This window comes from Wenyingzhuangia aestuarii, assembly GCF_011927765.1.
Taxonomy (GTDB): domain Bacteria; phylum Bacteroidota; class Bacteroidia; order Flavobacteriales; family Flavobacteriaceae; genus Wenyingzhuangia; species Wenyingzhuangia aestuarii.
In genome coordinates this window covers 135,330-153,392 of record NZ_JAATJG010000010.1, presented here as the reverse complement: position 1 = coordinate 153,392, position 18,063 = coordinate 135,330, and the positions used below count along the sequence as shown (strand labels likewise).

General features: G+C 33.2%; 19 protein-coding genes, 1 tRNA gene and 1 riboswitch. Of the genes, 10 read left to right on the top strand and 10 right to left on the bottom strand.

Translation table 11 applies throughout. The annotated features are described in order from the left end of the window. Positions 1–123, top strand: a 123-nt coding sequence (locus GGR97_RS15370; RefSeq protein ID WP_167898555.1) for a transposase, incomplete at its 5' end; no start/stop codon positions are given. Positions 124–217: 94 nt separating this feature from the next. Here the strand turns inward: GGR97_RS15370 and GGR97_RS10925 are convergent. From GGR97_RS10925 to GGR97_RS10910, 4 genes are all read right to left on the bottom strand, one after another. Beyond that, positions 218–291, bottom strand: a tRNA-Asp gene (locus tag GGR97_RS10925). A 171-nt stretch (positions 292–462) separates the two neighbouring features. Further along, the gene (gene trxA, locus GGR97_RS10920; protein ID WP_167898554.1) at positions 463–780 is read right to left on the bottom strand and encodes a thioredoxin; all 318 of its coding nucleotides are present in this window, start codon (positions 778–780) and stop codon (positions 463–465) included. 132 nt (positions 781–912) lie between these two features. Then, complete coding sequence (metH, locus tag GGR97_RS10915; RefSeq protein WP_245229495.1) at positions 913–3,609, bottom strand: methionine synthase; 2,697 nt, start codon at positions 3,607–3,609, stop codon at positions 913–915. A gap of 141 nt (positions 3,610–3,750) precedes the next feature. Beyond that, the gene (locus GGR97_RS10910) at positions 3,751–4,746 is read right to left on the bottom strand and encodes a homocysteine S-methyltransferase family protein (protein ID WP_167898553.1); all 996 of its coding nucleotides are present in this window, start codon (positions 4,744–4,746) and stop codon (positions 3,751–3,753) included. Positions 4,747–4,997: 251 nt separating this feature from the next. On the opposite strand from GGR97_RS10910, the gene GGR97_RS10905 reads away from it, so the two are divergent. Together GGR97_RS10905 and GGR97_RS10900 are read left to right on the top strand one after the other, a co-directional pair. Then, the gene (locus GGR97_RS10905; protein WP_167898552.1) at positions 4,998–5,453 is read left to right on the top strand and encodes a hypothetical protein; all 456 of its coding nucleotides are present in this window, start codon (positions 4,998–5,000) and stop codon (positions 5,451–5,453) included. Positions 5,454–5,593: 140 nt separating this feature from the next. Beyond that, a riboswitch (cobalamin riboswitch) is annotated at positions 5,594–5,803 on the top strand. Between the two features lie 111 nt (positions 5,804–5,914). Next, entirely contained in the window at positions 5,915–6,814 is a 900-nt protein-coding gene (locus GGR97_RS10900; protein WP_167898551.1) for a hypothetical protein, read from the top strand. Between the two features lie 75 nt (positions 6,815–6,889). On the opposite strand, the gene GGR97_RS10895 is transcribed toward GGR97_RS10900, so the two are convergent. Together GGR97_RS10895 and GGR97_RS10890 are read right to left on the bottom strand one after the other, a co-directional pair. Further along, the gene (locus tag GGR97_RS10895) at positions 6,890–8,509 is read right to left on the bottom strand and encodes an ABC-F family ATP-binding cassette domain-containing protein (RefSeq protein ID WP_167898550.1); all 1,620 of its coding nucleotides are present in this window, start codon (positions 8,507–8,509) and stop codon (positions 6,890–6,892) included. A gap of 144 nt (positions 8,510–8,653) precedes the next feature. Next, the gene (locus GGR97_RS10890) at positions 8,654–10,225 is read right to left on the bottom strand and encodes a sulfatase family protein (RefSeq protein ID WP_167898549.1); all 1,572 of its coding nucleotides are present in this window, start codon (positions 10,223–10,225) and stop codon (positions 8,654–8,656) included. A gap of 253 nt (positions 10,226–10,478) precedes the next feature. On the opposite strand from GGR97_RS10890, the gene GGR97_RS10885 reads away from it, so the two are divergent. Further along, positions 10,479–10,712 carry a VF530 family protein gene (locus GGR97_RS10885; protein WP_167898548.1) on the top strand — a complete coding sequence of 78 codons (234 nt, stop codon included), beginning with the start codon at positions 10,479–10,481 and terminating at the stop codon, positions 10,710–10,712. Between the two features lie 80 nt (positions 10,713–10,792). Here the strand turns inward: GGR97_RS10885 and GGR97_RS10880 are convergent, their stop codons facing one another. Genes GGR97_RS10880 through GGR97_RS10870 form a run of 3 tightly spaced genes read right to left on the bottom strand, consistent with a single transcriptional unit; the run spans position 10,793 to position 12,254 of the window. Next, positions 10,793–11,254 carry a hypothetical protein gene (locus GGR97_RS10880; RefSeq protein WP_167898547.1) on the bottom strand — a complete coding sequence of 154 codons (462 nt, stop codon included), beginning with the start codon at positions 11,252–11,254 and terminating at the stop codon, positions 10,793–10,795. A 31-nt stretch (positions 11,255–11,285) separates the two neighbouring features. After that, on the bottom strand, positions 11,286–11,684 hold the full coding sequence (locus GGR97_RS10875; RefSeq protein ID WP_167898546.1) for a hypothetical protein: 399 nt from the start codon (positions 11,682–11,684) through the stop codon (positions 11,286–11,288). Positions 11,685–11,690: 6 nt separating this feature from the next. Then, a complete protein-coding gene (locus GGR97_RS10870) occupies positions 11,691–12,254 on the bottom strand; it encodes an RNA polymerase sigma factor (RefSeq protein WP_167898545.1) in 564 nt (187 codons plus the stop codon). Between the two features lie 310 nt (positions 12,255–12,564). Between GGR97_RS10870 and GGR97_RS10865 the strand changes: the two genes are divergently transcribed. The 6 genes from GGR97_RS10865 to GGR97_RS10840 all read left to right on the top strand — a co-directional run bounded on the left by GGR97_RS10865 (position 12,565) and on the right by GGR97_RS10840 (position 17,331). Further along, positions 12,565–14,394 carry a DEAD/DEAH box helicase gene (locus GGR97_RS10865; RefSeq protein WP_167898544.1) on the top strand — a complete coding sequence of 610 codons (1,830 nt, stop codon included), beginning with the start codon at positions 12,565–12,567 and terminating at the stop codon, positions 14,392–14,394. Between the two features lie 113 nt (positions 14,395–14,507). Continuing rightward, positions 14,508–14,984 carry a DUF6452 family protein gene (locus GGR97_RS10860; protein WP_167898543.1) on the top strand — a complete coding sequence of 159 codons (477 nt, stop codon included), beginning with the start codon at positions 14,508–14,510 and terminating at the stop codon, positions 14,982–14,984. Continuing rightward, on the top strand, positions 14,950–15,714 hold the full coding sequence (locus tag GGR97_RS10855; protein WP_245229494.1) for a DUF6048 family protein: 765 nt from the start codon (positions 14,950–14,952) through the stop codon (positions 15,712–15,714). The genes GGR97_RS10860 and GGR97_RS10855 overlap by 35 nt, the downstream gene beginning before the upstream one ends. Before the next feature lie 3 nt (positions 15,715–15,717). Then, positions 15,718–16,677 (top strand): isopenicillin N synthase family dioxygenase, encoded by a 960-nt coding sequence (locus GGR97_RS10850; RefSeq protein WP_167898542.1) that lies wholly within the window; start codon positions 15,718–15,720, stop codon positions 16,675–16,677. A 50-nt stretch (positions 16,678–16,727) separates the two neighbouring features. Beyond that, positions 16,728–16,988 carry a hypothetical protein gene (locus tag GGR97_RS10845; protein WP_167898541.1) on the top strand — a complete coding sequence of 87 codons (261 nt, stop codon included), beginning with the start codon at positions 16,728–16,730 and terminating at the stop codon, positions 16,986–16,988. Beyond that, positions 16,981–17,331, top strand: a complete 351-nt coding sequence (locus GGR97_RS10840; RefSeq protein WP_167898540.1) for a translation initiation factor — start codon at positions 16,981–16,983, stop codon at positions 17,329–17,331. Before GGR97_RS10845 ends, GGR97_RS10840 begins: the two co-directional genes overlap by 8 nt. Here the strand turns inward: GGR97_RS10840 and ung are convergent. Then, positions 17,304–18,014 carry a uracil-DNA glycosylase gene (gene ung / locus GGR97_RS10835; RefSeq protein ID WP_167898539.1) on the bottom strand — a complete coding sequence of 237 codons (711 nt, stop codon included), beginning with the start codon at positions 18,012–18,014 and terminating at the stop codon, positions 17,304–17,306. The two genes, GGR97_RS10840 and ung, sit on opposite strands and share 28 nt — an antisense overlap. Between the last annotated feature and the right edge of the window lie 49 nt (positions 18,015–18,063).

Genomic DNA, 18,063 nt, shown 5'->3' with positions numbered 1-18,063 from the left:
AATAGAAGTACAAACGCTGCTGCTGAATCTTTCAATGCCAAAATCAAAGCTTTTAGAGCTCAGTTCAGAGGTGTTAAAAACGTTGAATTCTTCCTATTTAGATTGACTAATATTTTTGCCTAAAACACAACTTTTAGGTATGATCCATGATCCTATTTAACACAGAATTCATTTAATGCGCAAAAAAAAAGCCTCAAACATATGTTTGAGGCTTTCGCGGTCTGGACGGGACTCGAACCCGCGACCCCCTGCGTGACAGGCAGGTATTCTAACCAGCTGAACTACCAGACCGTTGCTGTTAGCGGTTGCAAATATACAACTAAATCACAGTTGTGCAAAGGGTTTGTAAGCTTTTTTTTATTTTTTTTCTTCTAAAAAACATAGCTTATTAATAACCAGAATTTTACGCAAAAAAAAAGATTCCAAAATTGGAATCTTTTTTTTGTATCTATAATTGACAACTTATATTGCTGCATCAATTTTAGCTGCATAGGTTGCTTTTGGAGCTACTCCAACTTGCTTATCTACAACTTCTCCACCTTTAAAAACTAAAACGGTAGGAATGTTACGTACTCCATATTTAGCTGCAAACTCTTGGTTAGCATCTACATCAACTTTACCAATTACTGCTTTTCCATCATACTCTTCCGTTAACTCATCAATAATAGGAGCAACCATTCTACATGGTCCACACCATGCTGCCCAAAAGTCAACTAATACGGGCTTATCTGATTTTAATACTACTTCTTCAAACGTTGCATCTGTAATTTCTAATGCCATAATTTTATTTTTTTTAATGTTGTTAATCTATCTTTTGTACAAACAAAAATATACAATTATTCAACTAATCAAAGTTTTATATAATCGCTTTTGTTTATAGGTCTATCAATCGTTTTGATACTTACAAAAATTCTACTCCTCTGCCATGTTAGGACTTAACCATCTTTCTGCTTCTGCATGGGTTAAACCTCTTCTGTTTGCAAAATCGTGAACTTGCTCTTTGGTGATTTTACCCAATCCAAAATAACGAGCATCTTTGTGTGCAAAATAATGTCCAGAAACAGATGCTGTTGGGAACATTGCTAAGCTATCTGTTAGCTCTACTCCAATGTTCTCTTTTACATTTAACAATTCCCACAATTGTGATTTTTCTGTATGATCTGGACAAGATGGATATCCTGGTGCAGGACGAATTCCTTGGTAAGATTCTTTAATTAAATCTTCGTTAGATAAATCTTCTCCTTTGGCATATCCCCAATCTTGTTTACGAATCTTATCGTGTAAGTATTCTGCAAAGGCTTCTGCAAATCTATCTGCCAAAGCTTTTACCATAATACTATTGTAATCATCTAAGTTTTGTTTGTATTCCTCAGCCTTTTCTTCTACTCCAAAACCTGCAGTTACACAAAATGCTCCAATATAATCTTCTAAACCACTTTCTTTAGGGGCTACATAATCAGACAAAGCAATATGTGGTTTTCCTGCTGCTTTTTTAGATTGCTGACGTAAGGTTAACATGGTCTGAATGGTTTCTGAACGACTGTTATCTGTATAGATTTCTATGTCATCCGAGTTCACCGTATTTGCTGGAAACAATCCGTAAACAGCTTTGGCAACAAACCATTTTTCTTTAACAATTTTGTCCAACATTTCTTTGGCATCCTTAAACAAATCTTTGGCTTGCTCTCCTACAATTTCATCTTCTAAAATAGCAGGATATTTTCCGTGCAATTCCCAAGATTGAAAAAATGGAGTCCAGTCTAAATAAGGAACCAATTCTTCTAAAGGTAAATCATCAATTACCTGCACTCCTGTTTTGTTAGGAGTATATACGGTTTCTAGATTAAATTCTAGCTTATAGTTATTGGCTCTAGCTTCTGCCAAAGGCAAGTATACTTTTTTACGTCCTCTACTCAAAAACCCTTCACGAACTTTATCGTATTCCGCATAGGTTTTGTCTTTAAAGTCTTGAGAAATCTTTTTATCCTCTCCAATTAGCGTACTGGTAACTGGAACAGAACGAGAAGCATCTAAGACATGAACCACACCTCCATCATACTCAGGTGCAATTTTAACAGCTGTATGTGCTTTGGATGTTGTAGCTCCTCCAATCAACAATGGAATGGTAAAATTCAATCGTTTCATTTCTTTAGCAATGTGTACCATTTCATCTAGAGAAGGTGTAATTAGTCCACTCAATCCAATCACATCTACCTTTTCATCAATAGCTGCTTGTAATATTTTTTCGGGTGGTACCATTACTCCTAAATCTACAATAGCATAGTTGTTACAGGCCAATACTACTCCCACAATGTTTTTACCAATATCGTGTACATCTCCTTTTACGGTTGCCAACAATACTTTTCCTTGTGGCGGACTGTTTTCATCTTTAGCTGCTTCAATAAAAGGCATTAAGTGAGCTACGGCTCTTTTCATAACACGAGCAGATTTTACTACTTGTGGTAAGAACATTTTTCCTTCACCAAACAAATCTCCAACCACTCCCATTCCGATCATTAAATGACCTTCTATTACCTCTAAAGGTTTGGCTACTTGTAAACGAGCTTCTTCTACATCTTCTACAATAAATTGATCTACCCCTTTAACCAATCCGTGGGTAATTCTTTCTTGTAAAGGCAAATCTCTCCAAGCTAATTTTTGAGCTTCTGTCTTTTTTTCTCCTTTAAAACTTTCTGCAAAATCTAATAATCTTTCGGTAGCATCGTCTCGTCTATCTAAAATTACATCTTCTACATGTTCTAATAAATCTTTAGGAATGTCATCATAAACCTCCAACATGGCTGGGTTTACAATTCCCATATTCATTCCTTTTTGGATGGCATAGTACAAAAACACCGAGTGCATGGCTTCACGTACAGGATTGTTTCCTCTAAACGAGAAAGAAACATTACTTACCCCACCACTTACACTTGCGTTTTCTAAATTGGTACGTACCCAATGTGTAGCTTCAATAAAATCGATGGCATTTCTACGATGCTCTTCCATTCCTGTGGCTACCGGGAATATGTTTAAATCAAAAATAATATCTTCTGAAGGGAAACCACATTCATCCACCATTATACGGTAAGATTTTTCTGCAATTTCTATTCTACGCTCGTAAGTATCTGCTTGTCCGTCTTCGTCAAAAGCCATGACAATAACAGCTGCTCCATACATTTTAAGCTTACGAACTTGTTCTTTAAAGTTCTCTACCCCTTCTTTTAAAGAAATGGAGTTTACCACACATTTACCTTGTACTACTTGCAAACCAGCTTCTATGATATCCCACTTAGAAGAGTCAATCATAATAGGTACACGAGCAATGTCTGGCTCTGCCATGATTAAATTTAAGAAACGAACCATGGCTTCTTTTCCATCAATCAAACCATCATCCATGTTAATGTCAATGATTTGAGCTCCTCCTTCTACCTGATGTAATGCTACTGCTAAGGCTTCATCAAATTTTTCTTCTTTGATTAACCTTAAGAACATTTTAGATCCGGCTACGTTGGTACGTTCTCCTACATTGATGAAATTCATATCGGGACCTAAAACCAAAGGTTCTAATCCTGATAACTTCATGTACTTTGTTTGCTTAATTTTACTCATGCTTTTTAAGGCTTAAATCTTTTTGCCCAAAGGGCTATATTTATAAAATCACTAATGATGCAATAATGAAAAACACCACAATAAAAACGTATTGCCATACGTCTAAAAAATAAGGATAGTATTTTTTCCACTTTGTTTTCATTAGGCGATTACTTTTCTTGGTTCTGCTACTGCAGCAATATCTGCAATGGCTTTAATATGTGCTGGTGTAGTACCACAACATCCTCCAATAATATTGATTAAATTCTTATCAAAATATCCTTGAATTTGAGAGGCCATTTGTGATGGAGACTCATCATACTCTCCAAAAGCATTGGGCAACCCTGCATTTGGATGTGCAGAAACTCCGTATTGTGTATTGCTAGCAATAGCTTCTAAGTGAGGTACCAAAGCATCAGCTCCTAAAGCACAGTTCAATCCTACACTTAACAAAGGAATGTGAGACACCGAGATTAAGAAAGCTTCAGCAGTTTGTCCTGATAACGTTCTACCAGAAGCATCCGTAATGGTTCCGCTTAACATTACTGGCACATCAATTCCTCTTTCTGCTTTTACCTCTTCAATAGCAAACAATGCTGCTTTTGCATTTAAGGTATCAAAAACAGTTTCTACCAATAAAACATCTACCCCACCATCCAACAAAGCTTCTGTTTGTTGTTTGTAAGCAATGCGCAACTCATCAAAAGTTACCGCTCTAAATCCAGGATCGTTTACATCTGGAGACATACTTAACGTACGGTTTGTAGGTCCTATAGAACCTGCTACAAAACGAGGTTTGTGTGGTTCTTTAGCCGTAAACTCATCTGCTACTTCTTTGGCTATTTTTGCAGATTCATAGTTTAGTTGATACACATAATTTTCCATTTCGTAGTCTGCCATCGCAATGGTCGTACTAGAAAACGTATTGGTTTCTGCTATATCTGCACCCGCTTCAAAATACTTTGCATGTATTTCTTTAATGGCTGTAGGTTGTGTTATAGACAACATATCATTATTACCTTTTACAGAAACATGCCAGTCTTTAAACTGCTCTCCTCTATAATCTTCTTCGGTAAATTTGTATTGCTGAATCATGGTACCCATAGCACCATCCAACACTAAAATTCTTTTCTTTATTTCTTCTCTAATATTTGCCATATTTTTTCTTTGGCTAATAGGTCGGAATTACGGATAATTCTTACCTATTATTTTGACGAGCAAATATAAGGTTTATTATGCTAGTATTAAAGACAGAGAATTGAGAAGATTAAGAATTTTAAAAGATTATACTAGTAAAACAGGATTGAGAAATCCATTTTTTTATTTTATAGACTACGTTATCTCACAGTTTTGAAAAACTAAAAAAAAGACTATTTTTATAAACATATATACACATACCCCACCCCAACATGAATGCACCAATAGAGCATAATATTAACATAGGTATTCAAAAATACGTCATTTTAGATGAGGTAGGTTTGATTATTGAGTACTATCAAGGTGTTTTAACACTTGATGCCACTAAAAAATCTATGTTAAAAATAATAAACGATCCTAAATTTAATTCTGATTTTGTTTTTATTATTGACATTAGAAATTCAATTATTAACATCACTAAAGAAGAGCTTGATGCTTTAGGACTTTGGGTGTTTGACAACTTAAAACTTACAGGTTTAGCAAGATTAGCTGTACTAACCTCTAATACGGAACAAGTTGTTACTTCTATGATTTTTTCTATCAACGAAAACTTTACAGACCGTGATTACGAAACATTCAGCACTTTAAGTTCAGCTATTAGATGGTTAAACATTAATTCATCTTATCATGAATACATCAACAAAACTATTGATGAATTACAAGAATAAAAAAAAGCCTACTAAAAAAGTAGGCTTTTTTTATCTCTCTAAATCATCTTAAACTCACAGTGACTCCTACCTAAAACTCAATGTAACAAGCTTTTAATTTATATTTCTTTTTTTGTTTTATTTAGACTTTAAAATATTATAGTTTTGCACCGATTTTTGGTTGCGCTTATTTATACTAAAGTAAGTGCATTAAAAGGGAATCAGGTGTAAATCCTGAACAGTTCCCGCTGCTGTAAATTCCTCTGTTTAATTACAGAAAACACTTTTTAACATACCACTGTCTGTAACAAGATGGGAAGGGTTAACCAAGTGGAATGAGTCAGAATACCTGCCAATAATCACAAAAAACAAAGCTTTCGGGAGTTATAGCTTTGGGTAAATTTTATTGGATTTATCCTATCATTCCTTGGTGTTTTGTTTTTAAAATAATGTGAATTATCAACTATTTTAAATACAAACAAATGACAAACAAACATTTTTTAGCAGCATTTTTAGGCTTATCTCTTTTTACATTCACTGCTTGTGAAAAAGAAGAAACCATTGAAACGGTAGACGTTTATGCAGCATATGCAAGACCTATTACCACAGAAAGTAGCAAGTATATTTCTGAAGTTTTATCATATAGACCCGCAGCAGGATTATATATTAATAAAAATCTAGGAAATTTAGAATCTGCCGAAACAATAGTAGGTGGAAAAACAGGACTTATTTCTTTAGGTGCTTGGGGTGGTTCTATTGTATTTACTTTTGATCATACCGTAGTTAACAGAACAAATGATAAAGATTTTATTATTTATGGAAATGCTTTTTCTTCTTTTTCTGAACCCGGAATTGTACAAGTTTCTTTTGATGAAAATGGAAATGGTTTAGCAGATGATACTTGGTATGAAATTGCGGGAAGCGCACATAAAACAGCAGGAACTATATACAAATACGAAACAACCTACACCAACCCTAAAAGCGATACTGAGGCTGTTACCTGGACAGACAACAAAGGAAATAACGGAAGTGTTAGTGCGGGAACGCTTAACAAATACCCTCTTTTTATAGAAGAACAGGAACAAGTTACCTACGTAGGTACTAGAATTTTTCCTACTGTAAAGGGTACTGGTTTTATATCCACAGAACCTTTAGACTGGGGATATGTAGATAATTATGATGCTGATTATAGTAAAAATGGAAATGGAAATGCTTTTGATATTGACTGGGCTGTAGATGACAATATGGACCCTGTTACTTTACAAGGAATTGACTTTGTAAAAGTATACACTGGTGCCCAAGTAGAAATGGGATGGCTAGGAGAAATGTCTACCGAAATAAAAGGTGCAGTAGATTTATCTGTTACGGATGCTGTAGAATAACAACAAATTATTTATAAATAAAAAAGCGAATCCTAAAATTAGGATTCGCTTTTTTTATGCTTTTTTAAAAATATACTATTCATACATTTTAGCTCTTAATTCTTTAATTTTTGGATCGTCTAAATATTCATCAAAAGTAGCGTATTTATCAATAACACCTTTAGGAGTAATTTCTATAATTCTATTAGCTACTGTTTGTGCAAATTCGTGGTCATGTGTAGAAAACAATACGGTTCCTTTAAAATTCTTTAAAGAGTTGTTTAATGCTTGAATAGATTCTAAATCTAAGTGATTGGTAGGTTCATCTAAAACTAAAACATTTGCTCTTGTCATCATCATTCTAGACAACATACAACGTACTTTTTCACCTCCAGATAAAACGTTACATTTTTTTAACGCTTCTTCTCCACTAAAAATCATTTTCCCTAAGAAACCTCTTAAGTGAACCTCTTCTCTCTCCTCTTCTGTTTTAGCATACTGACGTAACCAGTCTACCAAGTTTAATTTTTCGTCTACAAAAAACTCAGAGTTATCTGATGGTAAATACGATTGGTTGGTTGTAATACCCCATTTGTATTCACCCGTTTCAGCCGTTTCATTCCCCATAATTGTTTGGTAGAAAGTTGTAACTGCTCTAGAGTTTTTAGATACGACTAAAACTTTATCTCCTTTAGATAAATTGATATCAATATCTTTAAATAAAACTTCTCCTTCAAAGGTTTTTGATAAGTTTTCTATGTTTAAAATTTGATCTCCTGCTTCTCTATCTCTATCAAAAATAATGGCTGGATATCTACGGCTAGATGGCTGGATATCGTCCACATTTAATTTTTCAATCATTTTCTTACGAGAGGTAGCCTGTTTAGATTTTGCCATGTTTGCAGAGAAACGACGAATAAACTCTTCTAATTCTTTCTTTTTATCTTCTGCTTTTTTGTTGGCTTGCTGACGTTGTTTAGCTGCTAACTGAGAAGACTCGTACCAGAATGTATAGTTTCCTGAATAATGATTAATTTTTCCAAAATCGATATCAGAAATATGTGTACAAACTGCATCTAAAAAGTGACGGTCATGCGATACTACAATTACTGTATTTTCATAATTAGCTAAAAAGTTCTCTAACCAAGCAATGGTTTCAAAATCCAAATCGTTGGTAGGCTCATCCATAATTAGCACATCTGGCTTACCAAACAAACATTGTGCTAATAACACACGTACTTTGGTTTTACCATCTAAATCGGCTAATAAAGTATAATGAATATCATCTTTAATTCCTAAGTTAGACAACATGGTCGCAGCAGCTGCATCGGCATTCCAACCATCCATTTCTTCAAACTTTACTTGTAGCTCTCCAATTTTTTCAGCATTTTCATCTGTATAATCAGCATACAAGGCATCTATTTCTGACTTTATTTTATAAAGTTCTTTATTTCCCATTAACACTGCCTCTAACACTGTATATTCATCAAAAGCATAATGATCTTGAGTTAATACAGACATACGTTTTCCTGGATCTAAAGTTACATGACCAGAAGTAGGCTCCATTTTTCCAGATATGATCTTTAGAAAAGTAGATTTTCCTGCTCCGTTGGCTCCAATAACCCCATAGCAATTTCCTTGTACGAATTTTGTATTCACTTCATCGAATAATACTCTTTTACCGAATTGTACCGATAGATTTGAAACTGTTAACATGACTCTTCTTTTAAATTTGGTGCAAAAGTACAAAAACGTGTCTATTTTACGGCTATTGATTTCTGTAACTTTTTTATTTTAAGGATTCCATAAAAAAACAGCTTACCTTTTACAAGTAAGCTGTTTGTCTCTTTTTTATTTTTTTTAGATCAGTTTATTTAATTGACTGTTAATTTTAGCATCTAAAACCACAGGATCTTTGTGTTTTTTTCCGTACTCTTTTAATGCTTTTGCTAATTTTTTAACAATTGGCTGATAGGCTTGGTCATCAATAAAATTGGTTAACTCATCTGGATTTTTTTCTAAATCAATTAGCCAAGGCTTGGTCATACCTTTGTCTAAAATTAATTTATATCTATCTGTTATTACAGCTGTCCACCATTGATAGGTTACAAAAGTAATATCTTCTAAAGATTCCTTCTCTTTTCCTAACAACCAAGGACTAATATCTCTACCCTCTGTTGTATTTGGGTCAAAATCTGTAACATCCATTAAAGCCAATGCGGTATCCATTAAATCGGTATTATTAGCAGCTTTGTTTACAATAGTTCCTGGTTTTATTAAATTAGGATAATAAACAATAAATGGAATTTTAGCAGATCCTTCTTGAGGAACTCCTTTGTTATCTCTACCATATTCTCCTAATAAATCTCCATGATCAGACGAAAAGATGATGATTGTATTTTCTAATTGTCCGTTCTTTTTTAATCTATGAATTATCTTACCTATATTATCGTCAATACATTTTACCATTCCAAAGTACTGAGTAATATCACTTTTTAATTTTGTTTTTATTTTTTCGGGGGTATATCCTTTTTTAAACTTTCCTGAATCAGTATGTTCATTCTCATCCTTTTTTTTCTTTTTGTTTGATTTTTTATTGGCAGCAAAATCTAATTCTGGATTCCACCAACCTGGCTTATCAGTATCAAACGTTAAGCTAAACGTTTTAGGTAATTCAATATCTTTACTATTATACATAGTATCGTACGGAGCTCTTACTGTATTATTGGTATGAGGATCTGGAAAACTAATCACCTGAAAAAACGGAGCTTTTGAATCTTTTTTTGAATCTATAAATTCAAGCGCTCTATCTGTTAACCAATCCGTAGCAAAAGATTTTTCATCGGCACCATTTAATTTTGTGTTAGGCTCTCCTTTAGCATTTACGCTTCCTACTTTGGGATTTCCCAAATTATCTAGCTCAAACTTTTTCCAATGCCCCCCGTTAAACATGTACTTCTTATGTTGAAATCCGTAACTATATTCTGGAGACCAATTAGGTTTAGGATGCCCAATTAAGTGCAATTTACCTGTATACCCTGTTTCATAGCCATTTTCTACTAAAACATCTGCTAGAGTAGCAATATTGTGATCCAATACATATCCGTTTTTAGGCATTTTAACCGTGTGAGGATAGCTACCTGTAAACATAGCCGCTCTTGACGGTGTACACGAAGGAGAGGCAGCATACATGCTTGTTAAAATAGCTCCATTATGAGCTAAATAATCTAAGTTAGGGGTTTCTACAACTGTACTACCCCACATAAAAGCTTCTTCTTTAGACAGTAACTCTCTATAAGCTCCAATAGTTCTAAAGTTATGTTCATCTGTAATAATATAAAGTAAATTAGGTTTCTTTTGGGCACTGCTACTAAACAAACCTACCTTTAAGAATAACACTAACAAAAACAATAATTTTAATAAATAGTTCATACTCTCTTTTAATTTTTGATTTAAATGTTCTAGTGTTAGACTTTAAAAAAACAATATGTTTAATTCAAAAAATCACTGGTTTACGCATGCACACAAATTATACACTATGAAAGAAAATTTTGGGCAATAACGCTAGTTCATCAAAATATTTGGTCTTTTTATCCTAAAAACAGAATTCTAAACCATATTCCTTATTACATTTAGTTCCTTTATTCATTTTTTGAGCTTATTTTTGTATTTATATTTACGATTTATGACACAAGCAAATAATCCGCTACACGGTATTAAATTAGCCGATATTCTTACCGAATTGATTGAAAACCTAGGTTGGGAAGAAATGGAAAAAGAAACAGGAATTAAGTGTTTTGGAAACAACCCTACTTTTAAAAGTAGCCTAAAGTTTTTAAGAACCACCCCTTGGGCTAGAACGAAAACCGAAAACTTATATTTAGATTGGTTGGAGTATAAAAAAATCCACAAACTATAATAGCCTAAAATTACGGCATAAAAAAAGCGGCTTGTTAGGTAACAAGCCGCTTTTTAATTTATATAGATCTTACAATATAATTACTCATGATTGTATCCATGTCCCCTTCTACCTCTCATTTCTTCTTCCTTACAATCATCACCATTTTTACATTTTTCTTCATATGCCTTTCTTCTAGCATGCATTAGCTCCTTTTGCTCTTCTGTTAATGTTGACATAAAAGCTTCTTTGTCTTTTCTAAGTCTTTCCTTACTCTTTATTAAGATTTTTCTCTGAGCCTCTGTGAAAGAATTTTTTAAAGCCTCTCTTTTTTCACTCCTAGTCATTTCTTTATTTTCAAGAATAGCCAATTGTTCCTTGGTTAACATGGCTTTAAAAGCCTCTTTATTCTCTTTAATTTTTTCTCTCTGAGCATGAATCATTTCTTTTTGAGCAGCTGTTAAAGACCCACTATTCACACATTTTTCATCTTGAGCATGCGCAGAAACAATACTCAGCATTGCCACAAAAAAAGCTAAGAATATGTTTTTAATTGTTTTCATTTTATTTATTTTTTAATAAACACTCTCTATCCTAGTTAACTACATCCTGTTCTTCGTACAATTCTTCTAGCATATAAGCATCCGATAATATTTCTAATTTTTTATCATTTACAAAAAGTGCAGAAATTAAAATCTGGCTCTCTTCATCATTAATCACAACTTCTGTACTTACATCGTTTGTGAATTTAACTGTAGAAAAGAAAAAGGCACAAACGGCTGCTACAGCAGATAAACTGATCAACTTTATAATTCTAGTTTTTTTATTTTTAGAAACAGTTTGCCTTAGAATTTCATTTTTAGAGGCCGAAAAATATCCTTCAGGAAGGGTGTAGCCTAATTCTTCTTCATGCTTCTGTTTTCTTACTTTATCAAACGAAATATGACTATTTAATTTGTGGTTAGAATCTGTGTGATTGTTTTTTAAATCCATAGTTTCTTATATATTAATTCCTATTTGTGTTACGGCTAACATCGATTTTTCAATCTGTTTGGCGGCTCCGTAATAGGTAGTTTTTACCGTATTTTCTTTGATACTTAAAATATCTGCAATTTCTCTAAATTTTAAATCATCATAGTATTTCATTTGAAATACCTTTCTCTGTTTGTCGTTTAAACTTAAAAGACTTTTCTGAAGTTTTATCTGAACTTCATTTCCATCAAAATAACTACTTCCCATTAAATTATCTAAATGTTTCTGTTCTACATCATCTAAGGAAACCTGATTTTTTTTATTTTCCTTTTCTAACAACCTTATAGATTCATTGTAGGCAATTTTATACATCCAAGTATGTAAAGAACTTTGTTGTTTAAAGTTAGGCAAGCTTTTATAGACCCTTAAAAAGGTGTTTTGTAATACATCATTTGCGTTTTCATGACTCACCACTAATTTACGTATATGCCAATACAATCTTTCCTGATAAAGATCTAACAGCCTCACAAAAGCTTTCTCTCGCTTTTTAGAATTTAATAATTGTTCAATAAAATCTGCTTCGTTTTTCAAAAAAATTGTTTTAGCCAATCTAAAATAAACTGCTGTTCTCTACTTCTTAGACCTCTACTGTTGTAAAAAGTTTGCAAAAGATCTCATTATTTTTTTTTATCAAAACACAAAGTTATTCTTAAACTAATTGACAACAAATAAATTAGAGTTTTAATTCGTATTTAAATCCATCATTTAAAACCTTTATTTTCTTTTTTAGACACCAGAGTGTGATTCACTAGGTCAGTCTAATTAAATACCGTATATTTGCATTTTTATAATCAGATTTGCAAACTTGTCGTATAGGTTTGTGGATCATTAAACAAACTATATGTCGACATTCAGCGAATTAGGCTTGAAAGAAGAAATTCTTTCGGCACTTATTGATATGGGGTATGAAACTCCGTCAGAAATACAAGAAAAAGCCGTACCACAGGTAATATCATCTACTGATGATTTAAAAGCTTTTGCACAAACAGGAACAGGAAAAACAGCTGCTTTTAGTTTACCAATTATTCAGCAAATAGATGTAGATAACAGCAATGTTCAAGCTATCATTTTATCACCAACACGTGAGTTGGCTGTACAAATTGGAGATCAAATTGAAAAATTTTCTAAAAACATAAGAGGTTTAAAAGTTGTTACTGTATACGGAGGAGCAAGTATTGAAGACCAAACTAGAAAATTAAATAAAGGTGCACAAATAGTAGTAGGTACTCCTGGTAGAACTGTAGATTTAATCAACAGAAGAAGACTTAAATTAGGAAACTTACAATGGTTGGTGTTAGATGAAGCAGATGAAATGTTAAACATGGGATTCAAAGATGATTTGGATGCTGTTTTACAATCTACTCCAGAAACCAAGCAAACTTTATTATTCTCTGCAACTTTTCCAAGAGAGGTTGAAGCGATTGCACGTAATTACATGCACAACCCTGTTGAAATTTCTGCAGGAACAAAAAACACAGGTTCTGATGATGTTAGTAACGAATATTACGTTGTAACAGAAAGAAACCGTTATGCTGCTATTAAGCGTATTGCGGATGTGAACCCAGATATTTATGGAATTATTTTCTGTAGAACTAGACGTGAGTGTCAAGAAGTTTCAGAAAAATTAATTGCAGATGGATACAGTGCAGATTCATTACACGGAGACTTGTCTCAAGCACAACGTGATAGTGTGATGCAAAAATTCCGTAAAAAAACAGTTCAAATGTTAGTAGCTACAGATGTTGCTGCTCGTGGATTGGACGTTACGGACTTAACACACGTAATTAACCATAAATTACCAGATCAAAACGAAGCTTATACACACCGTAGTGGACGTACAGGTAGAGCTGGTAAAAAAGGTGTTTCTATAGTATTAGTTACCAACAGAGAAGTTGGAAAATTAAGACCTATTGAACGTAAAATTCAAAAGAAATTTATCAAAAGAGAAGTTCCTAGTGGAACAGAAATTTGTAAAATTCAATTATTCAAATTAGTAGAAAAAGTAAAAAATACTGAGATTAACACAGAAGCTATTTCTGGTTACTTAGAAAACATTTACTCTGAATTTGAAGGATTGTCTCGTGAAGAATTAATTCAAAAATTTATTTCTGTAGAATTTAATGCTTTCTTAGAATACTATTCTAAAGCAGATGACATTAATGACAACAGAGCTCCTAGAGAGGCTGACGATAGAGGAAGAAGAAGAGATGATGAAAACATGTCTCGTTTCTTTATTAACATTGGTAGAAAAGATAGTTTAACTCCACCAAGATTGATGGGATTAATTAACGATCAGAACATTACCAACAATGTTGAAATCGGTCAGATTGAAATTTTAGATACTTTTTCTTTCTTTGAATTAGACAAAAACTTTGAAAAAGAAACTATTGAAGCTTTCTTATCAAACTCTCCAGAGTTTGAAGGAAGATCTGTAAACGTAGAAATCACTAAGAAACGTCGTTCTGGCGGAGGTGGTGGTCGCGGTGGTGACAGAAGACCTCGTAGAGATGGTGGAAATTTCCGTGGAGGAGATAGAGGACCTCGTAGAGATGGTGGTGACTTTAAAGGAAAACGTAGAGAAAGTACTGGTGGAAACCGTGATAGAGAAAGCAGAAGCAGTGGATCTTCTTCTCGTGTTCAAAACAAGAGTTGGGGACGTAAAAGAGACTAAGCTTTTTACATAATAAATAGAAGAGGATTACTTTAAAAAGTAATCCTCTTTTTTTGTACTAAGAAATTGGCATCTACGTTTACAGTTACATGAAATCTATTATCTTTGACCGCATGAAGAAACTTATATTCTCCTTATTCATTATAACATCTTTTATAGCCTTTAACAGCTGCCAAGATGAATTTTGTTTAGACAGTACTACTCCTAATTTAGTGATTGAATTTTACAACAATACGGAAAGAGACAATTTAAAAGAAATAGATTTAATTGTATGGGCTAATACCACCAAGGATACTATTTTTAATGGAACCATTAGCGATACAGGTTCTTTAGAACTTCCCTTAGACACTCAAAATAATTCTGTAGTTTATCATTTATCTAGGCAAGATGATCTTGGAAACGGAAGTGTAGAAGACATTACTATTAACTATACTACAGAAGACCAATACGTATCTAAGTCTTGTGGATTTAAAAGTATTTTTAACAATGTAACTATCAGTACCACCAATGCTGATTGGCTTTTAGATAGCGAAACAACAACAGAAAGTATCACCAATGAAACAGAAGCTCATGTTAAAATATATCATTAGTTTTTTAGGTTTATTTTTGATGCAACAAAGTGTTGTCGCTCAAGAAAACAAAGGACAAGCAATTGCAAACAAAATAGTTACAGAAGCAGATACTGTAGCTGTTGTGCAAGACAGTATCAATCCTTTCTACAATCCTAAAACCTATGGACTTAGAATAGGTGTTGACATTATAAAACCCATTTTAGCTTATACATGGGGAGATTTTAAAGGAGGAGAAATTGTTGCCGATTATAGAGTAAGCACTCAATTATTTATAGCTGCAGAAGCCGGCTATTCAGACAGAACCATTCAAGAAGACACCTTTAATCACACTGTTAAAGGAAGTTATTTAAAGGCAGGTATTAATTACAACTTGTATACCAACTGGCTAGATATGGACAATGAATTGTATGTAGGTGCTCGCTATGGTTTTGCTACTTTTTCTAATCAATTAAACAGCTATACTGTTTTTCAAGAAGGTGAATATTTTGAAGCCAAAGAAGTTACAACTACCACCAAATACAACGATTTAAATGCACATTGGTTAGAATTGGTTGCCGGAATTAAAGTAGAAGTTTTTAAAAATTTATACTTTGGCTTTATGGTAAACGTAAATAAAATGATTGCCACCAAAGAACCTAGTAATTTAGAAAACACCTACAGTCCTGGCTTTGGTAATATTACTAAAAATGGATCTGGAGCCAATATCAACTACACCATATCTTATAGAATTCCTCTTTATAAAAAATAAGCCATGCAAAAAATTCCATCTGTAGACTTACAGTTATTCTTATCAGAAAACGCAAGCCATAAAGAACAATTTGTAAACCAAATAGGAGCTGCTTTTAGCACCATTGGTTTTGTAGCCTTAAAAGGACATTTCTTATCTGATGCCTTGGTTGAGAAACTTTACAAAGAAGTAAAAAACTTTTTTAATTTACCACAAGAAGTCAAAGCTAAATACGAGATTGATGGATTAGGGGGACAACGAGGTTATACCTCTTTTGGAAAAGAAAGTGCCAAAGAAAAAAAAGAAGGAGATTTAAAGGAATTCTGGCATTTTGGTCAATATGTAGATGAGCAGGAACAAATTTCTGAGATCTTACAAAAAGTATTGATTCCTAATGTTATTGTAGAAGAACTTCCTGAATTTAATACAGTAGGAAAAGAAGTTTATCAACAACTAGAAAAAACAGCCAAGTATGTATTAAGAGCTTTGGCTATTTACTTAGACCTTAACGAATTCTATTTTGATGAATTTATTCACAACGGAAATAGTATTTTAAGACCTATACACTACCCTCCTATTCAAACAGAACCAAAAGGAGCTGTAAGAGCCGCTGCTCATGGAGACATTAATTTAATTACTTTATTAATGGGGGCTCAGGGTAAAGGGCTACAAGTACAAAATTTACAAGGAAATTGGATAGATGCCATTGCACAACCTGACGAATTAATGATTAATGTAGGAGACATGTTGGCTAGATTAACCAACAACAAGCTAAAATCTACCATTCATCAAGTAGTAAACCCTCCAAAAGAGTTGTGGGGAACTTCTCGTTACTCAATGCCCTTTTTTATGCATCCTGTTCCAACTATGGATTTAAAATGCTTAACTAACTGTGTTTCAGAAGAAAATCCAAAACAATTTGAAGATATTACTGCTGGTGAATTTTTAACAGAAAGACTAAAAGAGTTAGGATTAATTAAGTAATTCCTGATTTTTGATCTCTTTTTTATATTTTTGATAAAAAAGAGAAAGAGATGAGTGTGCCTTCTGCAAGAAAAAGGAAATATAGACGGAAAAAGAGCAGCAATAAAAAACACAACGTTTTAAATAATTTAAAGTTATTTTTAATTTTTACAGGATGTATTTTTATTCTTTTCGGATTGGTTATAGGAGACTTTAGTACCGATTTTATAAAAATCCCCTATTACCTATCTATCGGTATAGGATTGGTTATACAACTCATAACTATTCTTATCTTTGTCAAAGAAAAATCAATCAAAACAAATAATGGCTAAAAAATTAAACGATTTATCAGCATTAGGAGCCTTTGCTTACTCTACCAATGATGATGTTTATTTTGATAACGGAGAAACCGAACAAGAAACATTACCTAACAACAAACAACAGTTAGAGGCTGTATTTTCTAGTAAGGGTCGTGGTGGAAAAACCGTTACTGTTATTAGAGGTTTTGTAGGTACTGATGATGATTTAAAAGCACTTGGTAAATTGTTAAAAAACAAGTGTGGAGTTGGTGGAAGTATTAAAGATGGTGAAATTATCATCCAAGGAAAACATAGAGACAAGATTATGGAGATCCTTAAAAAGGATGGTTACAAAGTAAAAAGAGTGGGTGGTTGATTTAGCTCTTCTATTTTCCAATTAATTTCTTTTTTCCCTTTTTGGTTTAAATACGCATTTGTTTTTGAAAAGTGCTTGCAATTAAACCAACCTCCTTTGTTAGCCCCTAGTGGCGATGGATGTGTTGCTTTTAAAATTAGATGTTTGTTAGCATCTATTAAACTTGCTTTTTTTTGCGCAAAACCTCCCCATAACAAAAACACAAGGTCTTCCTTTTGTTTTGCTAAGGTTTGAATTACCGTATCTGTAAATTGAGACCATCCAAATTTTTGATGGCTATTAGGCTTACCTTCTTCTACCGTTAATGTTGCATTTAACAACAAAACTCCTTGTTTTGCCCAAGTACTTAAATCGCCATTGCTAGTTGGCATTGCTATCTCTAAATCGGTTACAATTTCTTTGTATATGTTTTTTAAAGAAGGTGGAAACTTTTTATCATCTACATAAGAAAAACACAAACCATTAGCTTGTCCTTTTCCGTGATAAGGATCTTGACCAATAATGACCACTTTAACCGCTTTGTAAGTACAGTAATTAAACGCATTAAAAATAGCCGCTTTAGGAGGATAACATACCTTTTCTTCGTAAGCATTTTCTACTTTAGCAAGCAATTCTGGCCAATATTCTTTAGTAAATTCTTGTTTTAGAATTTGTTGCCAATCATTTGGAAGTAGATTCTGCATATTTCTGTTTGAATGTGTATTTTTGTTCTGCTTACAAAATAACAATATC